Raw genomic sequence first — 17,729 nt, 5'->3', positions numbered from 1 at the left:
ATGATAACCGAGTATAGTCCCCGGTAACTTTTTTCACTATCAGTCCATGTAAGGAAGGGTTATGCAGGCACTCATCTTAGAACAGCAGGATGGCAAAACTATCGCCGCAGTGAAGGCCGTCGACGACAGCCTGCTGCCGCAGGGTAACGTCACCGTCGATATTCAGTGGTCCAGCCTGAACTATAAAGACGCGCTCGCCATCACCGGGAAAGGGAAAATCATCCGTAACTTCCCAATGGTGCCAGGCATCGACTTCGCCGGTACGGTGCATACCAGCGATGATGCGCGCTTTACCCCAGGCCAGCAGGTGCTGCTGACCGGCTGGGGCGTGGGCGAAAACCATTGGGGCGGTCTGTCCGAGCGCGCACGCGTGAACGGCGACTGGCTGGTACCGCTGCCGGCAGGCCTGGATGGTCGTAAAGCCATGATCATCGGCACCGCAGGCTTCACCGCCATGCTGTGTGTAATGGCGCTGGAAGATGCAGGCGTACGTCCTGAAGACGGTGAAATCGTGGTAACCGGCGCCAGCGGCGGCGTGGGCAGTACCGCTATCGCCCTGCTGCACAAGCTCGGTTACCAGGTGGCAGCGGTGTCAGGCCGTGAAAGCACCCATAGCTATCTGCGCGCGCTGGGCGCGAGCCGTATTCTGGGCCGTGACGAGTTCGCGGAAACCCGCCCGCTGGAAAAACAGATTTGGGCAGGTGCGGTCGATACCGTGGGCGATAAAGTGCTGGCTAAAGTGCTGGCGCAGATGAACTACGGCGGATGCGTGGCGGCCTGCGGCCTGGCCGGCGGTTTTGCGTTGCCGACTACCGTGATGCCATTTATTCTGCGTAATGTTCGCCTGCAGGGCGTGGATTCGGTCATGACCCCGGCAGCACGTCGCGCCGAGGCCTGGAAACGTCTGGTTACCGATTTGCCTGAGTCCTTCTTCGCCCAGAGCGCAACGGAGATAATCCTTTCTCAAGCACCTGAATTTGCAGATAAAATCATCAGCAACCAGATTCAGGGCCGCACCCTGGTCAAAATTGACTAAGCACTTATTTTTCAAAGCACACTCGCGTTAATTTGACTCCTCCGCCATGCTTACCAAAAGCCTGCCGGAGGAAGTCATGAAAGCCCGTAAATTAACTGAAGCAGATGTCACCGCCGAGTCTGTTTTTATGCTCCAGCGCCGCCAGGTGCTGAAGATGCTTGGTATCAGCACCGCTGCTGCCTCACTTCCACTGCATGCCTCCAGCCTGACGGACTGGTTTAAAGGAAACGATCGCCCACCAGCGCCTTCCGGGCAGCCATTGACCTTCAGCAAGCCCGATGAATGGCAGAACAAGCTGACGCTGACGCCAGAAAACAAAGTCACCGGCTACAACAACTTCTATGAATTCGGCCTCGATAAAGCCGACCCTGCCGCGAACGCCGGAAGCCTGCCCATGAATCCGTGGAAACTGACCATCGGCGGCGAGGTGGCAAAACCGCTGACGCTCGATCATGACGATTTAACCAAACGCTTCCCGCTGGAACAGCGTATCTACCGCATGCGCTGCGTGGAAGCCTGGTCAATGGTGGTGCCGTGGATCGGTTTCCCGCTGCATAAACTGCTCGCCGCCGTCGAACCCACCAGCAACGCGAAGTACGTGGCCTTTAAAACGCTCTACTCCCCAGAAAACATGCCTGGACAGAAGGACCGATTTATCGGTGGCGGTCTTGCCTATCCTTATATAGAAGGGTTGCGTTTGGACGAAGCCATGAACCCGCTTACGCTCCTGACCGTCGGCGTTTACGGCAAAGCGCTGCCGCCGCAAAACGGTGCGCCGATTCGTCTGACCGTGCCGTGGAAATACGGGTTTAAGGGAATCAAGTCGATTGTCAGCATTATGCTGACCCGCGAGCGCCCGGATTCCACCTGGAACCTGGCCGCGCCGGATGAATACGGCTTCTTTGCCAACGTAAACCCACACGTCGATCACCCGCGCTGGTCTCAGGCGACGGAGCGTTTTATCGGTTCTGGCGGCATTCTCGACGTACAGCGTCAACCAACGCTGCTGTTTAACGGCTATGCCGATGAAGTGGCTTCGCTCTATCGTGGGATGAATTTGCGGGAGAATTTTTAATGCGTTTAACGGCGACACAGGTCACCTGGCTGAAGGTTTTCCTGCATCTTGCGGCATTTTTGCCGTTCGTCTGGCTGTTCTGGGCCGTCTCTCAGGGCCAGCTAAGCGCCGACCCGGTAAAGGACATTCAACATTTTACCGGTAGGATGGCTCTGAAATTGCTGCTGGCGACCTTGTTGGTCTCCCCGCTGGCGCGCTACGCTAAACAACCGTTGTTGATTCGCACCCGTCGACTACTGGGACTGTGGTGCTTTGCCTGGGCGAGCATCCACCTCACCAGCTACAGCGTTCTGGAACTGGGTATTCGCAATCTGTCGCTATTAGGTCAGGAAATTGTGACTCGCCCCTATCTTCTGCTGGGATTTGCCTGCTGGCTGATTTTATTGGCTCTGGCGGTAACATCGACCCAGGCTATGCAGCGAAAATTAGGCCGACGCTGGCAGCTTTTGCATAACTTCGTCTATCTTGTGGCGATCCTCGCGCCGATACATTTCCTGTGGTCGGTAAAGATTATCTCACCACAACCGGTTATCTACGCGGCCATCGCGATCGTGCTTTTAGCCTGCCGTTATAAGAAGTTTCGCCAGTGGTGGCGCTAGTTTCGTGATATGTGCGGTTTACCGCAATTCTCTTATAGTCAGACGTTCTTTACACGATAGCAGTTGATAATCTTCCCTGATAAGACCAGTATTTAGCTGCCAAATGCTACGAAATAGTTATAATGTGCGACCTTGGTTTTCCTGACAGGGTTTTTACCCCCCTGAAAAGGTGACAATCGCGCATCGAAGGTATATTTTGTTTTTTACCCGAGAATTGCAGGAGATAGCAGCACAATGACTGACAAGTTTCGCATTTTGCTTTTGAACGGTCCGAACCTGAATATGTTAGGCCCCCGTGAGCCAGAGAAGTACGGCACGCTGACGCTTTCCCAGATCGTAAGCCGCTTAACCGCGGAAGCTGAAACCCTGAACGTCACGCTCGACAGCCTGCAGTCCAACGCCGAGTACGTCCTCATCGACCGTATTCATCAGGCTAAAGACAATATTGACTATATCCTGATTAATCCGGCCGCGTTCACGCACACGAGCGTTGCCCTTCGCGATGCGTTGCTGGCGGTGAGCATCCCGTTTATCGAGATCCACCTGAGCAACGTTCATGCGCGCGAACCATTCCGCCATCATTCGTATCTGTCTGATATCGCTTCTGGCGTTATCTGCGGACTCGGCGCTGACGGCTATTCATACGCTTTACAGACGGCGGTAAAACGCCTGTCACAATCAAACTAAACAAAGAGTACGGAACCCACTCATGGATATTCGTAAGATTAAAAAACTGATCGAGCTGGTCGAAGAGTCTGGCATCAACGAACTGGAAATTTCTGAAGGTGAAGAGTCAGTGCGCATCAGCCGCTCTGCTCCAAACACCGGTATTCCAGTGATGCAGCAGGCCTACGCAGCACCTGTAATGCAAGCGCAAGCACCTGTTGCAGCAGCTGCACCAGCTGCAGCTGAAGCTCCGGCTAAAGCTGAAATCAGTGGTCACATCGTACGTTCCCCGATGGTTGGTACTTTCTATCGCACTCCAGGCCCGGATGCTAAAGCATTCGTGGAAGTTGGTCAGAAAGTTAACGTGGGCGACACCCTGTGCATCGTTGAAGCGATGAAAATGATGAACCAGATCGAAGCTGACAAAGCAGGGACTGTGAAAGCAATCCTGGTAGAAAGCGGTCAGCCAGTTGAATTTGACGAGCCTCTGGTCGTCATCGAGTAACGAGGCGAAGATGCTGGATAAAATTGTCATCGCCAACCGCGGCGAGATTGCACTGCGTATTCTTCGTGCCTGTAAAGAACTGGGCATCAAGACCGTGGCTGTGCACTCCACTGCGGACCGCGATTTAAAACACGTACTGCTGGCGGATGAAACGGTCTGTATTGGCCCGGCTCAGTCCGTAAAAAGCTATCTGAACATCCCGGCTATCATCAGCGCTGCTGAAATCACCGGGGCTGTTGCAATTCACCCAGGCTATGGCTTCCTCTCCGAGAACGCCAACTTTGCCGAGCAGGTTGAACGTTCCGGCTTTATCTTCATCGGCCCGAAAGCCGACACTATCCGCCTGATGGGCGACAAAGTGTCCGCAATCACCGCCATGAAGAAAGCAGGCGTACCAACCGTTCCGGGGTCTGACGGCCCGCTGGGCGAAGATATGGATGTTAACCGCGCTCATGCTAAACGCATCGGCTACCCGGTTATCATCAAAGCCTCTGGCGGCGGCGGCGGTCGCGGCATGCGCGTCGTGCGCAGCGACGCAGACCTGGCGCAGTCCATTGCCATGACCAAAGCGGAAGCCAAAGCGGCTTTCAGCAACGACATGGTTTACATGGAAAAATACCTGGAAAATCCTCGCCACGTCGAGATTCAGGTACTGGCTGACGGTCAGGGCAACGCTATCTATCTGGCTGAACGTGACTGCTCCATGCAGCGTCGTCACCAGAAAGTTGTCGAAGAAGCACCAGCACCGGGCATTACCCCGGAACTGCGTCGCTACATCGGCGAACGCTGCGCGAAAGCGTGTGTGGATATCGGCTACCGCGGCGCAGGTACTTTCGAGTTCCTGTTCGAAAACGGCGAGTTCTACTTCATTGAAATGAACACCCGTATCCAGGTAGAACACCCGGTTACCGAGATGATCACCGGCGTTGACCTTATCAAAGAGCAGCTGCGTATCGCTGCCGGTCAGCCGCTGTCCATCAAGCAAGAAGAAGTCCATGTCCGTGGCCATGCGGTAGAATGCCGTATCAACGCCGAAGACCCAGACACCTTCCTGCCAAGCCCGGGTAAAATTACCCGCTTCCACGCGCCGGGCGGCTTTGGCGTTCGTTGGGAATCTCATATCTACGCTGGCTACACCGTACCACCGTACTATGACTCAATGATCGGCAAACTCATCTGTTACGGTGAGACCCGTGACGTGGCAATTGCTCGCATGAAGAACGCGCTGCAGGAACTGATCATCGACGGTATCAAAACCAACGTTGATCTGCAGATGCGTATCATGGCCGACGAGAACTTCCAGCATGGTGGTACCAACATCCACTATCTTGAGAAAAAACTCGGATTACAGGAAAAATAATCCTGTTATCGCAGCAAAAGGCCGGATTTTCCGGCCTTTTTTCTTTTTCTCTCCCCTCATCTTTGCCTTGCGGTACAATCCCCGCTTTCTTCATCCACAAGGGACAAAAAATGGACAAGCGTTTTGTTCAGGCCCATAAAGAGGCGCGCTGGGCGCTGTGGCTAACCCTTCTCTATCTTGCTGCGTGGTTAGCGTGTGCTTACTTACCTGATTCCACGCAGGGTATCACCGGCCTGCCGCACTGGTTTGAAATGGCCTGCCTGCTGATGCCGCTGGTTTTTATTTTGCTGTGCTGGCTGATGGTCCGCTTTATCTTCCGCGACATCCCGCTGGAGGATAAAGATGCAAACTGAGATTATCGTCGTTCTCGTGCTTTACCTGTTCGTGGTATTCGGCCTGTCGCTGTATGCCATGCGTAAGCGCAGCACCGGTTCCTTCCTCAGCGAATACTTCCTCGGCAGCCGCTCGATGGGCGGCTTTGTGCTGGCCATGACGTTGACGACGACCTACATCAGCGCCAGTTCGTTTATCGGTGGGCCGGGTGCCGCCTATAAATACGGGCTGGGCTGGGTGTTGCTGGCGCTGATCCAGGTGCCGACGATCTGGTTGTCGCTGGGGGTACTCGGTAAGAAGTTCGCTATTCTGGCGCGACGCTATAACGCCATTACTCTCAATGACATGCTGCAGGCGCGCTACCAAAACCGTGCGGTGGTGTGGATTGCCAGTATTAGTCTGTTGGTGGCTTTCGTCGGGGCGATTGCGGTGCAGTTTATCGGCGGCGCACGCCTGCTGGAGACGGCGGCAGGCATTAAGTATGAAAACGGCCTGCTGATCTTCGGCATTACCATTGCCCTGTACACTGCCTTCGGCGGCTTCCGTGCCAGCGTGCTCAACGACACCATGCAGGGCATGGTGATGCTGATTGGCACCATCGTGCTGCTGGTTGGTGTGGTGCATGCCGCAGGCGGGCTGCATAACGCGGTGGATACGCTGGAGCAGATAAACCCGCAGCTGGTCTCGCCGCACGGCGCAGATGACATCCTGACACCGACCTTTATGACCTCTTTCTGGGTGCTGGTCTGCTTCGGGGTGATTGGCCTGCCACATACCGCCGTACGCTGTATCTCGTATAAAGACAGTAAGGCGGTGCATCGCGGGATTATCATCGGCACTATCGTTGTGGCGGTGCTGATGCTGGGGATGCACCTGGCAGGCGCGCTGGGCCGTGCCGTGCTGCCGCACCTGACCGTGCCGGATCTGGTGATCCCAACGCTGATGGTGCAGGTATTACCGCCATGGGCGGCTGGCCTGTTCCTTGCCGCGCCGATGGCCGCTATTATGTCGAACGTGAACGCCCACTTACTGCAAGCGTCGGCGACCATCATTAAAGATCTGTGGCTCAGCGCGAGCCCGACTAAAATTCGTAATGAGCACCGCATTAAGCGCATCTCCACCTGGACGACGCTGGTGCTCGGTATTCTGATGATGCTCGCCGCCTGGCGTCCGCCAGAGATGATTATCTGGCTGAACCTGCTCGCCTTTGGCGGGCTGGAAGCAGTATTCCTGTGGCCATTGGTGCTCGGCCTGTACTGGGAGCGTGCGAACGCTGCTGGGGCGTTGAGCGCGATGATCGTCGGCGGCGTGCTGTATGCCGTGCTGGCCACATTTAATATTCAGTACCTGGGCTTCCATCCGATTGTGCCCTCGCTGCTGCTAAGTTTGCTGGCGTTTGTCGTCGGGAACCGTTTTGGTCAACCCGTCGTACAGGCTGCCGTCATTTCTTCTGATAAATAAAGAGTTTTGCCATGCCGTGGATCCAACTGAAACTGAACACAACCGGCGCCAATGCCGAAGATCTTAGCGATGCACTGATGGAGGCCGGTTCGGTCTCCATTACCTTCCAGGATACGCATGACACGCCGGTCTTTGAGCCGCTGCCGGGTGAAACGCGTCTGTGGGGCGATACCGACGTTATCGGCCTGTTCGACGCAGAAACCGACATGAAAGAGGTGGTTGCCATCCTGGAACAGCATCCGCTGCTGGGTGAAGGCTTCGCCCACAAAATTGAGCAGCTAGAGGATAAAGACTGGGAGCGCGAGTGGATGGATAACTTCCACCCGATGCGTTTCGGCGAGCGTCTGTGGATCTGCCCAAGCTGGCGCGATGTGCCGGACGTTAACGCCGTTAACGTGATGCTCGATCCAGGCCTGGCCTTCGGTACCGGCACGCACCCAACCACCTCTCTGTGCCTGCAGTGGCTGGACGGGCTGGATTTAACCGGCAAGACGGTGATCGACTTTGGCTGCGGTTCCGGGATCCTCGCGATCGCCGCGCTGAAGTTGGGTGCCGCCAAAGCGATCGGGATCGATATCGATCCGCAGGCGATTCAGGCCAGCCGCGACAACGCTCAGCGCAACGGCGTTTCCGAACGTCTGGAGCTGTATCTGCCGCAGGACCAGCCAGAGGCCATGAAAGCCGACGTGGTGGTCGCTAACATCCTGGCAGGCCCATTACGCGAGCTGGCACCGTTAATCAGCGTGCTGCCGGTTACAGACGGCCTGCTGGGGCTTTCCGGTATCCTGGCAAGCCAGGCGGAAAGCGTCTGTGAAGCCTACGCCGATCTCTTTGACCTCGACGTTGTCGTTGAGAAAGAAGAGTGGTGCCGCATTACCGGGCGTAAGAAGTAATCTCCTCCCGTGGCCTCTTTGCAGGCCACATTTTTCCCTCTTTTTGTACACCATCGCCCACCGCCACGCGTTAAAATAAAAACTTAACTCATTGAAGTTAAAACATAAATTCACATTAACTATTCATTGGACGAATTGTATGAAAACAACGTTTGGCAAGGCGGCGATCCTGGCCCTCAGCATCATGCCCATCTCGGTTTTTGCTTCCCACTGGAGCTACGAAGGAGAAGGCTCCCCCGAGCACTGGGGCGCACTCAGCGAGGAGTTCAAAACCTGCCAGACCGGCATGAACCAATCCCCGATTAACATCGATACCGCGCTGGCGGCACATCTCTCGCCGCTGGACGTCCGCTATACCGACGGCCCGGTCACGCTCATCAATAACGGACATACCGTCCAGGCTGGCCTGAAGAGCACCACCAGCGATACCGTCGCGATTGACGGCACGCCGTTTACCCTCCAGCAGGTCCACTTCCATGCGCCAAGCGAAAACACCGTTCACGGCAAACACTACGCCATGGAGGCTCATCTGGTGCACAAAGATGCAAAGGGTAACACCGCGGTCGTGGCGGTGATGTTTGACGTAGGAGCAGAAAATGCGGCGCTGAAGGCACTGTGGGCCGCAGTGCCGGAGAAAACAGAACAGGAAGTGAGTATACCTGCGCAGTTAGACCTCAATACGCTTCTGCCTACCGATAAGCATTACTGGCGATTCAGCGGTTCCCTGACCACACCGCCATGCTCTGAAGGCGTGACCTGGATTGTCCTGAAGCAGCCGATGACCCTTTCCGAAGCGCAGCTGAAAAAATTCGCCCAGACGATGCATCATGACAACAACCGGCCGACCCAGCCGCTTAACGGCCGTGTGGTCGTTGAGTAGCCTGAAAAGCATCACGATCATATTCTGAATATGGGAGCATAGTCACACTATGTCACAATAATCTGCTGATTTAATCAGCAGATTATCTTGCCAAATCTCCTGCTGATGAAGAAAAAATGAGAAGTTACGCAAAAATATGCGCGTAGATAAAATAATCATATATTTCTAATGCAATGATTTATATAACTAATTCCTAATTACCGTTTACGCTTACTACGATTCTTTGATCCACCTCAGAGGATTGGTTAAAGTTTGGCCTTTCATCTCGTGCAAAAAATGCGTAATATACGCCGCCTTGCAGTCACAGTATGGTCATTTCTTAACTCATGCGTATCGGACAACACCAGCTCAGAAATCGACTGATCGCAGCGCCTATGGCAGGTATTACCGACCGGCCGTTCAGGACGTTGTGCTACGAGATGGGAGCAGGTTTAACCGTTTCCGAGATGATGTCGTCTAACCCACAGGTCTGGGAAAGCGATAAGTCCCGCCTTCGGATGGTGCACATTGATGAGCCAGGTATTCGCACCGTGCAAATTGCCGGAAGCGTGCCTGAAGAGATGGCGGATGCCGCGCGTATCAACGTGGAAAGTGGCGCCCAGATTATTGATATCAATATGGGTTGCCCGGCCAAAAAAGTGAATCGCAAGCTTGCAGGTTCAGCCCTTCTGCAATACCCCGATCAGGTGAAGTCAATCCTGACGGCGGTTGTCAGCGCAGTGGACGTTCCTGTTACGTTAAAGATTCGCACGGGTTGGTCGCCGGAACACCGTAACTGTGTAGAGATTGCCCAACTGGCCGAAGACTGTGGCATTCAGGCCCTGACCATTCATGGACGCACCCGCGCCTGTTTGTTCAATGGTGAAGCTGAATACGACAGCATTCGGGCAGTTAAGCAGAAAGTTTCCATTCCGATTATCGCGAATGGTGACATTACTGACCCGCTTAAAGCCAGAGCTGTACTCGACTATACGGGGGCTGATGCCCTGATGATAGGACGTGCCGCTCAGGGAAGACCCTGGATCTTTCGGGAAATCCAGCATTATCTGGACACTGGAGAGCTGCTTGCTCCGCTGCCACTGGCAGAGGTTAAGCGCTTGCTTTGTTCGCATGTTCGGGAACTGCATGACTTTTATGGTCAGGCAAAAGGGTACCGAATTGCGCGTAAACACGTATCCTGGTATCTCCAGGAGCACGCTCCAAATGACCAGTTTCGGCGCACATTCAACGCCATAGAGGATGCCAGCGTACAGCTGGAGGCGTTGGAGGCATACTTCGAAAATCTTGCGTAATGAAATAAAGAGCTGACAGAACTATGTTCGAACAACGCGTAAATTCTGACGTACTGACCGTTTCTACCGTTAACTCTCAGGATCAGGTAACCCAAAAACCCCTGCGTGACTCGGTTAAACAGGCACTGAAGAACTATTTTGCTCAACTGAACGGTCAGGACGTTAATGACCTGTATGAGCTGGTACTGGCTGAAGTAGAACAGCCCCTGTTGGACATGGTGATGCAATACACCCGTGGTAACCAGACCCGCGCAGCCCTGATGATGGGCATCAACCGCGGTACTCTGCGTAAGAAACTGAAAAAATACGGCATGAACTGATACTAATCAGTTAATTGCTTGATTTTGAAGGCGCTACTCGGCATGGGGAAGCGCCTTTTTTATTGCCTGTTTTATTGCCAGTGTTACGCCTCAGCGTAGACGATTCGGTAACCTTTAGCCTCAGGAATCACCCGCGCAAAGCCCGATCCACCGAAGTGCATCCCCGCCACCAACCACTGTTCCGCTGCCGCCTGTGCCAGAATGCGTTTACGCGACGCTTCCGCCTGTTCTCTATCGATATCAAAAGCGATGCTCACGCCAGGATGCGCGGTCTGAATATAGGGGAAGTGAACGATGTCACCCCAGATAATCAAGCTGTCCTCTGGAGTATCAATTCTGAACCCGGTATGCCCCGGTGTATGCCCTGGCAGAGGAACGGGGTGAATCCCCTCAGCAATCGGCGCATCGCTCAGCAGGCGCACACGCTCACCGTAGGCGGCCAGCGTCTGGCGCGCGCGAATAAAATTACGCTGCTGACGTTCATTGGCCTGCGCAAATCGCGCATCGTCCAGCCAGAATGCCTTCTCAAGCGGATGTAGATAGAGTTCGGCGTTGGGATAAACCATCAGGCCCTCCTCGTCCAGCAAGCCCCCCAGATGGTCAGGATGGGCGTGGGTCAACAGCACCGTATCCACCGTTTCTGGCAGGACGCCTGCGGCCTGCAAATTGGTTTTCAACTGCCCACCTACGTTATTGACGCCACCGGTTCCTGAATCCACCAGAATCGTTCGTCCGCGTCCGCGGATAAGATAACCGTAGATATGCAGATTTCCGGGCTCAGCAATCCCCGCCTGCCGCTGGATCTCTCCGGCCTCTGTGGTACTAATGCCAGACAAGAGTTCGAGACTCGCGGCCATATTACCGTCGCTGAGCGGCGTCACCAGAAAATCGCCAATCTGACGGGAAATCACGTTCATAAACACCTCGTTACGGGGATGATGAGTAGAATAATAAGATGACAGAAGCCGAAAGCTGAGAACAGCACAAGCGAGGCCAGATGAATTATCTTCAGGCTTCCCTGCCTGAGAGGACGGGCGGTTACTGGTTAACGACCAGCGCGGGCCGGGCAGCCCACAGACTTTGGGCGCAGATGGTTGCCATAATATTGTCGACCAGTAGCGGAGCCTGCTGGTAGAGATCGAACGACTGAGGGCTCATTAGCCAGTTTTTGATAATACCGCTAAATGCGCTATGTAATACGATCAATACAATCTCAACGTTTGTATCAATGGGTAATATTCTGTTACGTACGCAGGCCTGCAATATATTTCGCATAGCATCATAGCTAAAACCTATCCTCCCTCTGATTTCATGCTCCGGCATCATATCGCAGCTAAATTCGCATTTATGATACAGAATCTGCATTAAGGCGCGCTGGCGTGGTGTCTCCGCGATATATTGCAAACCAACGACAAATTTATTTCTTAAGTTTAATAGCGGATTAGTGCTTTCTATTTGTATCAATTTATGATGAATTAAATCACGCAGCGGCAATTGTTCTTCCCACATTGCATTAAATAATTCACTTTTGCTGGCAAAATGCCAATACACCGCGCCGCGCGTTACCCCAGCGGCATCAGCAATATCGGTCAGCGTGGTGTTACTTACGCCCCGCAGTGCAAACTGCTCGATTGCCGAATCAAGCAGCAGTTGGCGCGTCTTGAGCGCCTCTTCTTTCGTTTTTCTGGCCATAGCCTGCGTCACTTACCGCAACATTCACGGTGGATGGAAAATCAATTAATTCAATTTACCATTGAGACTAACCGTAATATTTACCAAAAAGTTTGATAAATACTTAAAATAAATAAATCCACTCAATGCATGAATCATTAATTAACATTCACACAATGAATGCATTCTTTTCCTTTTCTCTCTGCGTAAATTCTCTAATCCTGCTATTTTTGCGTTTCCGTGCCTTTGGTGATTGTCCAAAAATAACTATCCCTTACATCCACCGATGTTTATTTGTAGGATAACGAACTGCTTTTTTTATTCACCCTTTCTTTCACAGATTTTTAGTCAAACCTGGCTATCAATCTATAAGGAACAGCAATGACGAGTCACGCCAGGGTTACACTCTTATCCAGCTTAATTATCTCTGCGGCATTACTTAGCGGCTGCGATAATTCTGGAAGCCAACAAGCGCATGCGCCAACACCTCAGGTTACCGTTCACACCGTGAACAACGCGCCATTGTCCATCACCACAGAATTACCGGGCCGGACCTCCGCGTTTCGCGTTGCTGAAGTTCGCCCGCAGGTCAGCGGGATTATTCTCAAACGCAACTTTGTCGAAGGTAGCGATGTTGAGGCCGGGCAATCTCTCTATCAAATTGATCCAGCAACCTACCAGGCAGCCTATGACAGCGCTAAAGGCGATCAAACTAAAGCAGAAGCCGCTGCGGTAATCGCTCACCTGACGGTAAAGCGCTATGTCCCTCTGCTGGGCACCCAGTACATCAGTCAGCAGGATTATGACCAGGCGGTCGCTACCGCACGTCAGGCCGATGCGGATGTGATGGCGGCAAAGGCAGCCGTGGAGAGCGCACGCATTAATCTGGCCTACACCAAAGTCACCTCGCCAATTACCGGCCGTATCGGCAAATCCAGCGTTACCGAAGGTGCGCTAGTCACCAACGGCCAGTCTGATGCCATGGCCACGGTACAGCAGCTTGACCCGATCTACGTTGATGTGACTCAGTCCAGCAGCGACTTTATGCGCCTCAAGCAAGAAAGTTTGCAGCAGGGCGGCGACGCAAAAAGCGTTCAACTGCTCATGGAAAATGGCCAGCCTTATGCGCTGAAAGGTTCTCTGCAGTTCTCTGACGTCACCGTCGATGAGAGCACGGGTTCCATCACCCTGCGCGCGATTTTCCCGAACCCACAGCACGTACTGCTGCCGGGGATGTTCGTTCGCGCTCGTATTGATGAAGGTGTGAATCCAAACGCTATGCTGGTTCCGCAGCAGGGTGTCACCCGTACACCGCGCGGCGATGCAACGGTTCTGCTGGTAAACGATAAGAACCAGGTGGAAACGCGCAGCGTGGTGGCGGCCCAGGCCGTTGGCGACCAGTGGCTGATTACCAGCGGTCTGAAAGCCGGCGACAAAGTTATCGTCAGCGGCCTGCAGAAGGTTCGCCCTGGCGCCACCGTGAAGGCTGAAGAGGATACCGCGGCTCCGGCTGCGCAATAAGGTACCGATTAAATGTCTAAGTTTTTTATCCATCGACCGGTGTTTGCCTGGGTTCTGGCCATCATCATGATGATTGCCGGCGGCCTGGCGATACTGCAGTTGCCTATCGCCCAGTACCCGACGATCGCCCCGCCTGCGGTGGCTATCTCCGCGACCTATCCGGGCGCTGATGCGCAAACCGTACAGGATACCGTCACCCAGGTTATCGAACAGAACATGAACGGTATCGATAACCTGATGTACATGTCCTCCACCAGTGACTCTGCGGGTTCCGTGACCATCACCCTGACCTTTAAATCAGGGACCGATCCGGATATTGCCCAGGTGCAGGTACAGAACAAGCTCTCTCTGGCAACGCCGCTACTGCCGCAGGAAGTACAACAGCAGGGTATCAGCGTAGAGAAGTCGAGCAGCAGCTTCCTGATGGTGGCCGGGTTTATCTCTGATAACCCAACGACCGTACAGGACGATATTTCAGACTATATTGCTTCTAACGTTAAAGACCCTATTAGTCGCCTGAACGGTGTGGGCGACGTGCAGCTCTTTGGTGCGCAATATGCGATGCGTATCTGGCTCGACGGCAACCTGCTGAACAAATACAGCCTGACGCCGGTGGACGTTATCAACCAGTTGAAGGTGCAGAACGACCAGATCGCAGCAGGCCAACTGGGCGGTACGCCGGCAGTGAAAGGCCAGCAGTTGAACGCCTCGATTATTGCGCAGACGCGTCTGAAAGACCCGGTTGAGTTCGGTAAAGTGACCCTGCGCGTGAACGCGGATGGTTCGGTCGTTCATCTGAGTGACGTCGCGCGAATTGAGCTCGGCGGCGAAAACTACAACGTGGTCGCACGTATTAACGGTAAGCCTGCATCAGGCCTCGGGATCAAGCTGGCTACCGGGGCGAATGCACTGGATACCGCCAATGCGATTAAAGCTAAGCTCGCAGAGCTGCAACCGTTCTTCCCTCAGGGGATGAAGGTGGTCTATCCGTACGACACCACGCCGTTCGTAACCATCTCGATTCACGAAGTGATTAAGACGTTATTTGAGGCGATTATTCTCGTCTTCCTCGTCATGTATCTGTTCTTGCAGAACATTCGTGCGACCCTGATCCCGACGATTGCGGTACCGGTGGTGCTTCTCGGAACCTTTGCCGTGCTGTCGATGTTCGGCTACTCGATAAACACCCTCACCATGTTCGGGATGGTGCTCGCGATAGGCCTGCTCGTCGACGATGCCATCGTGGTGGTGGAAAACGTCGAGCGTGTGATGGTCGAAGAGAAGCTATCGCCCGTCGAGGCCACCGAGAAGTCGATGGAGCAGATCCAGGGTGCGCTGGTTGGGATCGCGATGGTGCTGTCGGCGGTATTCGTACCGATGGCCTTCTTCGGCGGCTCAACCGGGGCTATCTATCGCCAGTTCTCGATAACCATCGTTTCCGCCATGGCGCTGTCGGTACTGGTGGCTCTGATCCTTACTCCGGCGCTGTGCGCCACGCTGCTGAAACCAGCTTCTGCAGATCACTACGAGAAGAAAGGGTTCTTCGGCTGGTTTAACAATAAGTTTGATCAGAGCGTTAACCACTATACCAATAGCGTCAGCGGCATTCTGCGCGCCACCGGGCGCTACCTGCTTATCTACCTGCTGATCGTTGTGGGGATGGCGGTACTGTTTATGCGCCTGCCCACCTCCTTCCTGCCGGATGAAGATCAGGGCGTATTCCTGACCATGGTACAGCTACCGGCTGGTGCGACGCAGGAGCGTACTCAGAAGGTACTGGATACGGTGACCCACTACTACCTCAATAACGAAAAGTCGAACGTTGAGAGCGTCTTTACGGTTAACGGTTTCAGTTTCAGCGGCCAGGGACAGAACTCCGGTATGGCGTTCGTAAGCCTGAAGCCGTGGGATGAGCGTAGCGGCGATGAAAACAGCGCGGAATCAGTTATCAAGCGTGCCACCATGGCCTTCAGCCAGATTAAAGATGCGATGGTCTTCCCGTTCAACATGCCAGCGATTATCGAGCTGGGCACGGCGACCGGCTTCGACTTTGAGCTGATTGACCAGGGCAACCTTGGTCATACGGCACTGACTCAGGCGCGTAACCAGCTTCTTGGCATGGTACAACAGCATCCGGATCAGCTGGTTCGCGTGCGTCCAAACGGCCTCGAAGATACCGCGCAGTTCAAACTCGATGTCGACCAGGAAAAAGCACAGGCGCTGGGCGTTTCGCTGTCTGACATCAACGAGACTATTTCTGCGGCGTTGGGCGGCTACTACGTAAACGACTTTATTGACCACGGTCGCGTGAAGAAGGTTTACGTTCAGGCAGACGCAAAATTCCGCATGCTGCCAGGCGACGTCAACAACATGTACGTCCGTAGCTCAAACGGTGAGATGGTGCCATTCTCTGCCTTTGTCACTTCACGCTGGGTGTATGGTTCTCCGCGTCTGGAACGCTATAACGGTCTGCCATCCATGGAGATCCTCGGTGAAGCGGCACCGGGTAAAAGTACCGGTGAGGCGATGACGCTAATGGAACAGCTGGCCAGCAAGCTGCCTTCTGGCATCGGCTTCGACTGGACGGGAATGTCCTATCAAGAACGTCTGTTGGGCAACCAGGCCCCTGCGCTGTATGCCATCTCGCTGATCGTCGTCTTCCTGTGCCTGGCCGCGCTCTATGAGAGCTGGTCGATTCCATTCTCCGTTATGCTGGTTGTGCCACTGGGCGTTGTCGGTGCGCTGCTGGCAGCCTCACTACGCGGACTGAATAACGATGTTTACTTCCAGGTGGGTCTGTTGACCACCATCGGTCTATCGGCGAAGAACGCCATCTTGATCGTCGAGTTTGCCAAAGACCTGATGGATAAAGAGGGGAAAGGCATCATCGAGGCCACCCTCGAGGCATCACGTATGCGTCTGCGTCCAATTCTAATGACGTCTCTGGCCTTTATTCTCGGCGTTATGCCGCTGGTTATCAGCCACGGCGCGGGCAGCGGTGCGCAGAACGCCGTCGGTACCGGCGTGATGGGCGGGATGCTGACCGCGACGCTGCTGGCAATCTTCTTCGTGCCGGTGTTCTTTGTGGTGGTTAAACGCCGCTTTACCAAACACTCTGAGTAATACGAGTACTCATGATAAAAGGCGCCTGTAGGCGCCTTTCTTTTTGCCGGTGAGTCAGGAAGATTAGTTCAGCGGGCTCAATGCGTTAGGCCACCAGACCATCAGTTACGCTACGCGACTCGTCATTTCGTTATTTTCCTCTGCATCATTTCTGCATAATTCCACCGTTTTCAGCCTCTCTTCTCCACGATATTTACGAACCACATAAATTGAGATAAATCCCCCTATCTATAGGCTATAGCGCAGGTGATAAAATAAGCCATTCCGTAATACGACATATTTCTGGCGTAATGAAACGGATTATTTAGAGGCAACATCATGAAAAAATTTATTCTGGTGACACTGCTGGCAACGCTGCTTGCTGGCTGTGCGCATGACTCCCCTTGTGTACCCGTTTATGACGATCAGGGCCGTCTGGTTCACACCAACACCTGCATGAAAGGAACGACGCAGGACAACTGGGAAACCGCGGGTGCTATCGCCGGTGGTGCAGCTGCCCTCGCGGGCCTGACGCTGGGTATCGTTGCACTGACCAAATAACACAACGGCCAGAAGGCGCCCGCTTTCTGGCCCTTTCCCTTACTTATTGGCAGCGTCAGAATGGCATAGGCGCAGCTTTTATTTCTAACCAACTTAGCCCCCATCATTTAATTCCAGTCAGTAATCTAAATACCTCATCATAATAAAGAGATAGCGAGCACTGCCTTATTTTCAGCACCGAGTTTATTTCTAAAGGGATATTTCAATGAGACAGGAATACTATTTATTGTAGGTCGGATAAGGCGCTCACGCCGCCATCCGGCAGTGTGCACCATCCCGGAGTCGGCGTAACACGCCTCGTCCGGGCTACCAGCACCGTCTGTAGCCCGGGCGAACGCAGGTACAAACCGGAAACATAGGTAACACTTTAGACCGGATACATGGGTAACAGTTATAACTGGCATAGAAGAGGAGACTCGCTATGCCCTGGACTGAGACCCGACCTATGCAACGT

17 protein-coding genes are annotated in these 17,729 nt (G+C 53.9%); 15 read left to right on the top strand and 2 right to left on the bottom strand.

The window, feature by feature from the left end:
• The first annotated feature begins 61 nt into the window (after positions 1-61).
• The 12 genes from FHC49_RS22055 to fis all read left to right on the top strand — a co-directional run bounded on the left by FHC49_RS22055 (position 62) and on the right by fis (position 10,420).
• On the top strand, positions 62-1,036 hold the full coding sequence (locus FHC49_RS22055; protein ID WP_220440867.1) for an MDR family oxidoreductase: 975 nt from the start codon (positions 62-64) through the stop codon (positions 1,034-1,036).
• A gap of 76 nt (positions 1,037-1,112) precedes the next feature.
• A complete protein-coding gene (msrP, locus tag FHC49_RS22050) occupies positions 1,113-2,111 on the top strand; it encodes a protein-methionine-sulfoxide reductase catalytic subunit MsrP (protein WP_185669790.1) in 999 nt (332 codons plus the stop codon).
• A complete protein-coding gene (msrQ, locus tag FHC49_RS22045; RefSeq protein ID WP_185669789.1) occupies positions 2,111-2,710 on the top strand; it encodes a protein-methionine-sulfoxide reductase heme-binding subunit MsrQ in 600 nt (199 codons plus the stop codon). Before msrP ends, msrQ begins: the two co-directional genes overlap by 1 nt.
• Before the next feature lie 234 nt (positions 2,711-2,944).
• The gene (aroQ, locus tag FHC49_RS22040; RefSeq protein WP_220440866.1) at positions 2,945-3,397 is read left to right on the top strand and encodes a type II 3-dehydroquinate dehydratase; all 453 of its coding nucleotides are present in this window, start codon (positions 2,945-2,947) and stop codon (positions 3,395-3,397) included.
• 22 nt (positions 3,398-3,419) lie between these two features.
• A complete protein-coding gene (gene accB, locus FHC49_RS22035) occupies positions 3,420-3,881 on the top strand; it encodes an acetyl-CoA carboxylase biotin carboxyl carrier protein (RefSeq protein ID WP_185669788.1) in 462 nt (153 codons plus the stop codon).
• A gap of 10 nt (positions 3,882-3,891) precedes the next feature.
• Positions 3,892-5,241 (top strand): acetyl-CoA carboxylase biotin carboxylase subunit, encoded by a 1,350-nt coding sequence (gene accC / locus FHC49_RS22030; RefSeq protein WP_185669787.1) that lies wholly within the window; start codon positions 3,892-3,894, stop codon positions 5,239-5,241.
• 110 nt (positions 5,242-5,351) lie between these two features.
• Positions 5,352-5,594 (top strand): YhdT family protein, encoded by a 243-nt coding sequence (locus FHC49_RS22025; protein ID WP_220440865.1) that lies wholly within the window; start codon positions 5,352-5,354, stop codon positions 5,592-5,594.
• Positions 5,584-7,035 (top strand): sodium/pantothenate symporter, encoded by a 1,452-nt coding sequence (panF, locus tag FHC49_RS22020; protein ID WP_185669785.1) that lies wholly within the window; start codon positions 5,584-5,586, stop codon positions 7,033-7,035. The genes FHC49_RS22025 and panF overlap by 11 nt, the downstream gene beginning before the upstream one ends.
• An 11-nt stretch (positions 7,036-7,046) precedes the next feature.
• On the top strand, positions 7,047-7,928 hold the full coding sequence (gene prmA, locus FHC49_RS22015; RefSeq protein WP_220440864.1) for a 50S ribosomal protein L11 methyltransferase: 882 nt from the start codon (positions 7,047-7,049) through the stop codon (positions 7,926-7,928).
• Between the two features lie 139 nt (positions 7,929-8,067).
• Entirely contained in the window at positions 8,068-8,808 is a 741-nt protein-coding gene (locus FHC49_RS22010) for a carbonic anhydrase (RefSeq protein WP_220440863.1), read from the top strand.
• 326 nt (positions 8,809-9,134) lie between these two features.
• The gene (gene dusB / locus FHC49_RS22005) at positions 9,135-10,100 is read left to right on the top strand and encodes a tRNA dihydrouridine synthase DusB (RefSeq protein ID WP_185669782.1); all 966 of its coding nucleotides are present in this window, start codon (positions 9,135-9,137) and stop codon (positions 10,098-10,100) included.
• Between the two features lie 23 nt (positions 10,101-10,123).
• Entirely contained in the window at positions 10,124-10,420 is a 297-nt protein-coding gene (fis, locus tag FHC49_RS22000) for a DNA-binding transcriptional regulator Fis (protein ID WP_000462905.1), read from the top strand.
• Positions 10,421-10,503: 83 nt separating this feature from the next.
• Here the strand turns inward: fis and FHC49_RS21995 are convergent, their stop codons facing one another.
• Positions 10,504-11,337 carry an MBL fold metallo-hydrolase gene (locus FHC49_RS21995; RefSeq protein ID WP_220440862.1) on the bottom strand — a complete coding sequence of 278 codons (834 nt, stop codon included), beginning with the start codon at positions 11,335-11,337 and terminating at the stop codon, positions 10,504-10,506.
• Between the two features lie 121 nt (positions 11,338-11,458).
• On the bottom strand, positions 11,459-12,112 hold the full coding sequence (gene envR, locus FHC49_RS21990; protein WP_185669780.1) for an acrEF/envCD operon transcriptional regulator: 654 nt from the start codon (positions 12,110-12,112) through the stop codon (positions 11,459-11,461).
• A 360-nt stretch (positions 12,113-12,472) separates the two neighbouring features.
• Between envR and FHC49_RS21985 the strand changes: the two genes are divergently transcribed.
• The 3 genes from FHC49_RS21985 to FHC49_RS21975 all read left to right on the top strand — a co-directional run bounded on the left by FHC49_RS21985 (position 12,473) and on the right by FHC49_RS21975 (position 17,275).
• On the top strand, positions 12,473-13,612 hold the full coding sequence (locus FHC49_RS21985; protein ID WP_185669779.1) for an efflux RND transporter periplasmic adaptor subunit: 1,140 nt from the start codon (positions 12,473-12,475) through the stop codon (positions 13,610-13,612).
• Positions 13,613-13,624: 12 nt separating this feature from the next.
• Positions 13,625-16,735: an efflux RND transporter permease subunit gene (locus tag FHC49_RS21980; RefSeq protein WP_220440861.1), complete on the top strand. Its 3,111-nt coding sequence runs from the start codon at positions 13,625-13,627 to the stop codon at positions 16,733-16,735.
• Between the two features lie 318 nt (positions 16,736-17,053).
• Positions 17,054-17,275, top strand: a complete 222-nt coding sequence (locus FHC49_RS21975) for a lipoprotein (RefSeq protein ID WP_035891258.1) — start codon at positions 17,054-17,056, stop codon at positions 17,273-17,275.
• The last annotated feature ends 454 nt before the right edge of the window (positions 17,276-17,729 follow it).

Source organism: Kluyvera sp. EC_51 (assembly GCF_019584505.1).
Taxonomy (GTDB): Bacteria; Pseudomonadota; Gammaproteobacteria; order Enterobacterales; family Enterobacteriaceae; genus Kluyvera; species Kluyvera sichuanensis.
The sequence above is the reverse complement of the archived record's forward strand: the minus strand, read 5'-3'. Positions and strand labels throughout refer to the sequence as shown.